We start from the raw sequence: 3289 nt of genomic DNA, 5'->3' as shown, positions 1-3289 counted from the left end.
TCTGCGTGATGCGCTCGGCCCATCGCTGGGCGGAAACACCCGGCCCCGGCAGGCCACGCGGCACCGAGGTCACCAGTTTCCAGTTATGCTGCGCCTGCGCGCGGGCGATCGTCGGGGCTGCCAGAGCCGCCGGAGCGACCGCTGCGCTGGAGAGGAATGTTCTTCTTTTCATTGTCTTGTACTCCCTGTTGTCTGCGCCGTTCAGTGGTAGATCGCGTCCGGCAACCATGTCGCGAGGTCGGGGACCAGGAAGACGATGGTCAGCGCGACCATCTGCAAGAGGATGAACGGCACGATCCCCTTGTAGATGTCGAGGGTTTGCACGGTTGGGGGCGCGACGCGCCGGAAGTAGAACAGCGCATAGCCGAAGGGCGGCGTCAGGAAGCTGATCTGCAGGTTCAGACTGATGAGAATGGCGAACCACACCGGGTCGACCCCGGCAGCCATCAGCGGCGGTCCTGCAATCGGCACGACGATGAAGATGATCTCGACATATTCGATGATGAAGCCCAGCACGAAGATGATGGCCATGACGACCAGCACCGCCGTAAGGCTGCCGCCCGGAAGCCCGTGCAGGAACTCTTCGACCATGGCTTCGCCATGCAGGCCCCGGAACACCAGCGACAGCATGGTCGCCCCCAGCACGATCAGCGTCAGCATGGACACCATGCTGGCCGTGCTCAGCCCGACATCCCACAGACCACCGCGCCGCAACTCCTGGATCAGCGCGGCCAGCGTACCCAGGCTCAGCGTGACCAGTGCCACGGTGCCGATCGCGGCCGTCAGCGGCGATGCCTGCGCCCCGCCCAGAACTTTGACCAGAACCAGCGCAAAGGCGGCCGGCAGGACCGCGATCATCAGCGCCCGCCGCCAGCGCGGCACCCCGGCGCGGTCCATCGCCGTCATCACAAGCGCGCCCGCAGCCCCCAGCGCCGCGCTTTCCGTCGCCGTGGCGATCCCGCCAAGGATCGAGCCGAGCACGATCAGGATCAGCAGCAGCGGCAGGACCAGCGAATAGGTCACTTCGCCCAGTCCGGGCCGGGTTCTGTGGCCCTGTTCGTCGCGCTGGATCACCGGCGGGCAGCTTTCGGGGCGGCGCAGCGCGGTGATGAAGATATAGATCAGGTACAGCCCGACCAGCATCAGGCCCGGGATGAAGGCCCCCGCGAACAGGTCGCCGACCGAGACCGGCTCGACCGCCCATTCCCCGGCCGAGCGCCGTCCGGCCTGATACGCGGACGAGATCTGATCGGTCAGCAGGATCAGCAGGATCGACGGCGGGATGATCTGGCCCAGCGAGCCCGAGGCGCAGATCACGCCCGAAGCCAGCGATCTGGAATACCCGGCCTGCAGCATGGCGGGCATCGCGATCAGGCCCAGCATGAAGATGGTCGCGCCGATCACCCCGGTCGACGCCGCCAGCAGGGCGCCCACGATCACCACCGCATAGGCCATGCCGCCCCGGCGGTTGCCGAACAAGGCGCCCGCCGTCAGCATCATGCGCTTGGCGATGTCGGACCGCTCCAGTAGCCCGCCCATCAGCACGAAAAGCGGCACGGACAGGAACACGTCGTTGGTCAGGATGCCGAAGGCCCGCGACGGGAAGGCCGAGAGAAAGGCAAGGTCGAAGACGCCCAGCCCGGCTCCCAGAAAGGCCACCAGCGTCGGCACACCCAGCAGGACGAAGCCCACGGGCGCGCCGGACAGGATGCCGCCCAGCAGCAGCACGCCCAGAAGGGCCAGAAGCGCCGCGCTCATGTCTGGTCCTCCTTCCCGTACAGGCCGGGCCGCAGTCCGACGATCAGCGCGACGAGGGCGAGCGCGGCGAAGACCAGAGCCGTCACGGTCTTGAGAACGAAGAATCCCGGCAGCCCGCCGAGCGTGGGCGAACTTTCCAGCACCCGCCACGATGTCCGCACCATCGGCACCGCGTTCCACGCGGCCCAGGCCGATGCCGGGAACAGCAGGCCCAGCAATGCGACGCGATCGATGCCGCGGCGCAGGCGTGGCGGGAACCGGCCGCTGAACACGTCCACCCGGACGCTTTCATTGTTCAGGATGACCCCGACCAGCGGCAGCGACACGATGAGGAAGAACAGATAGGTCAGCAGATCCGTCGCCCAGGGCGCGCCCAGCGAGAAGACATAGCGCAGGGCGACGATCACGATCTGCACCATCAGCAGGGCGACGACGGCAAAGGCTGCAACCCCCCGCAGCGTCCCGGAAAAGCTGAGTCTCATTCGGGGTCCGGAGGGTTGCGTGCTCATCTCAGCCCCCCAGCGCCACGCCGTCCTTGCGCGGATCGCTGCCGCCGGTCAGAAGCCCGGTCGCGGCGTCCCGGCGGATGGCCTGCGCCCCGCCCATGCCGATGTCGGCCCGCGTCACGTCATGCCCCATTTCGGCAAGCTTGGCCGCGACGGTCTCGTCGAAGGTGCTTTCGATTTCCAGCTTGCCCGAGGTGATGTCGAGAAAGCTGCGCGGGGCGTCGATCGCCGCCTGCACATCCATGCCGAAATCGACAAGGTTCGAGACGAAATGCGCGTGGCCGGTCGCCTGATAGGCTCCGCCCATCACGCCGAAGGGCATCGCGTACTGACCCGGAACCTCGAGCAAGCCGGGCAGCAAGGTGTGGAGGGGCCGCTTGCCGCCCTTCAGCTCGTTCACATGCCCGTCCTGCAAGGTGAACCCGGCCCCGCGATTGTGCAGCGGGATGCCGAACCGCCTGGACGCAAACCCCGACCCATAGGGCCAGAACAGCGAATAGATCAGCGACACGCACAGACCCTCGCCGTCGACCACGGTGATATAGACCGTGTCCTTGTGAAGCGCCTCGGGACGGGGCGGAAGGGGTTGCCCCGCGCGGGTCGGATCGATCTGGGCTGCCATCTCGTCGATGGCCGCTTCCGACAGCATTCCGTCGAGATTGAGCGCACCCTGGCCCGGGTCGCCGATGAACCGGTTGCGCGCAGCATAGGCCAGCCGCGTCGCTTCGGCCTCGATATGGACGCGCTCGGCGCCATTCGGATCGAGGCTGGCGATATCGAACCGCTCCAGAAGCCCGGACAGCAAGAGTGCCGTCGCGCCCTGCCCGTTGGGCGGCAGCTCGACCAAGTCGTGACCACGATAGGCGCGCCGGATCGGCGTGACTGGCGTGGCCTCGGTGCGTGCGAAATCCTCGGCCGTATGCAGGCCGCCCTCGGCCCGAAGCGTGTCGAGGATGTCTTCCATCACCGGGCCTTCGTAGAAGGCGCGCGCGCCCTCGCGGGCGATGAGACGCAGCGCCTCGGCC

General features: G+C 67.3%; 3 protein-coding genes. All 3 read right to left on the bottom strand.

Features of this window, described 5'->3' with window-relative positions; all coding sequences use genetic code 11:
* Positions 1 to 201: 201 nt before the first annotated feature.
* On the bottom strand, positions 202 to 1758 hold the full coding sequence (locus tag ACEQXV_RS15230) for a TRAP transporter large permease subunit (RefSeq protein ID WP_370269878.1): 1557 nt from the start codon (positions 1756 to 1758) through the stop codon (positions 202 to 204).
* Positions 1755 to 2240, bottom strand: a complete 486-nt coding sequence (locus ACEQXV_RS15225; RefSeq protein ID WP_370269875.1) for a TRAP transporter small permease subunit — start codon at positions 2238 to 2240, stop codon at positions 1755 to 1757. The genes ACEQXV_RS15230 and ACEQXV_RS15225 overlap by 4 nt, the downstream gene beginning before the upstream one ends.
* A gap of 28 nt (positions 2241 to 2268) precedes the next feature.
* Positions 2269 to 3289, bottom strand: a 1021-nt coding sequence (locus ACEQXV_RS15220; protein ID WP_370269874.1) for a gamma-glutamyltransferase family protein, incomplete at its 5' end; no start/stop codon positions are given.

The sequence above is a fragment of the Nioella sp. genome (assembly GCF_964229645.1).
Taxonomy (GTDB): Bacteria; Pseudomonadota; Alphaproteobacteria; order Rhodobacterales; family Rhodobacteraceae; genus Nioella.
The sequence above is the reverse complement of the archived record's forward strand: the minus strand, read 5'-3'. Positions and strand labels throughout refer to the sequence as shown.

What these genes read in the sequence shown, in the direction of transcription:
- ACEQXV_RS15225 (WP_370269875.1), bottom strand. Translation starts at nt 2,240, where the DNA reads ATGAGACTCAGCTTTTCCGGGACGCTGCGGGGGGTTGCAGCCTTTGCC.
- ACEQXV_RS15230 (WP_370269878.1), bottom strand. Translation starts at nt 1,758, where the DNA reads ATGAGCGCGGCGCTTCTGGCCCTTCTGGGCGTGCTGCTGCTGGGCGGC.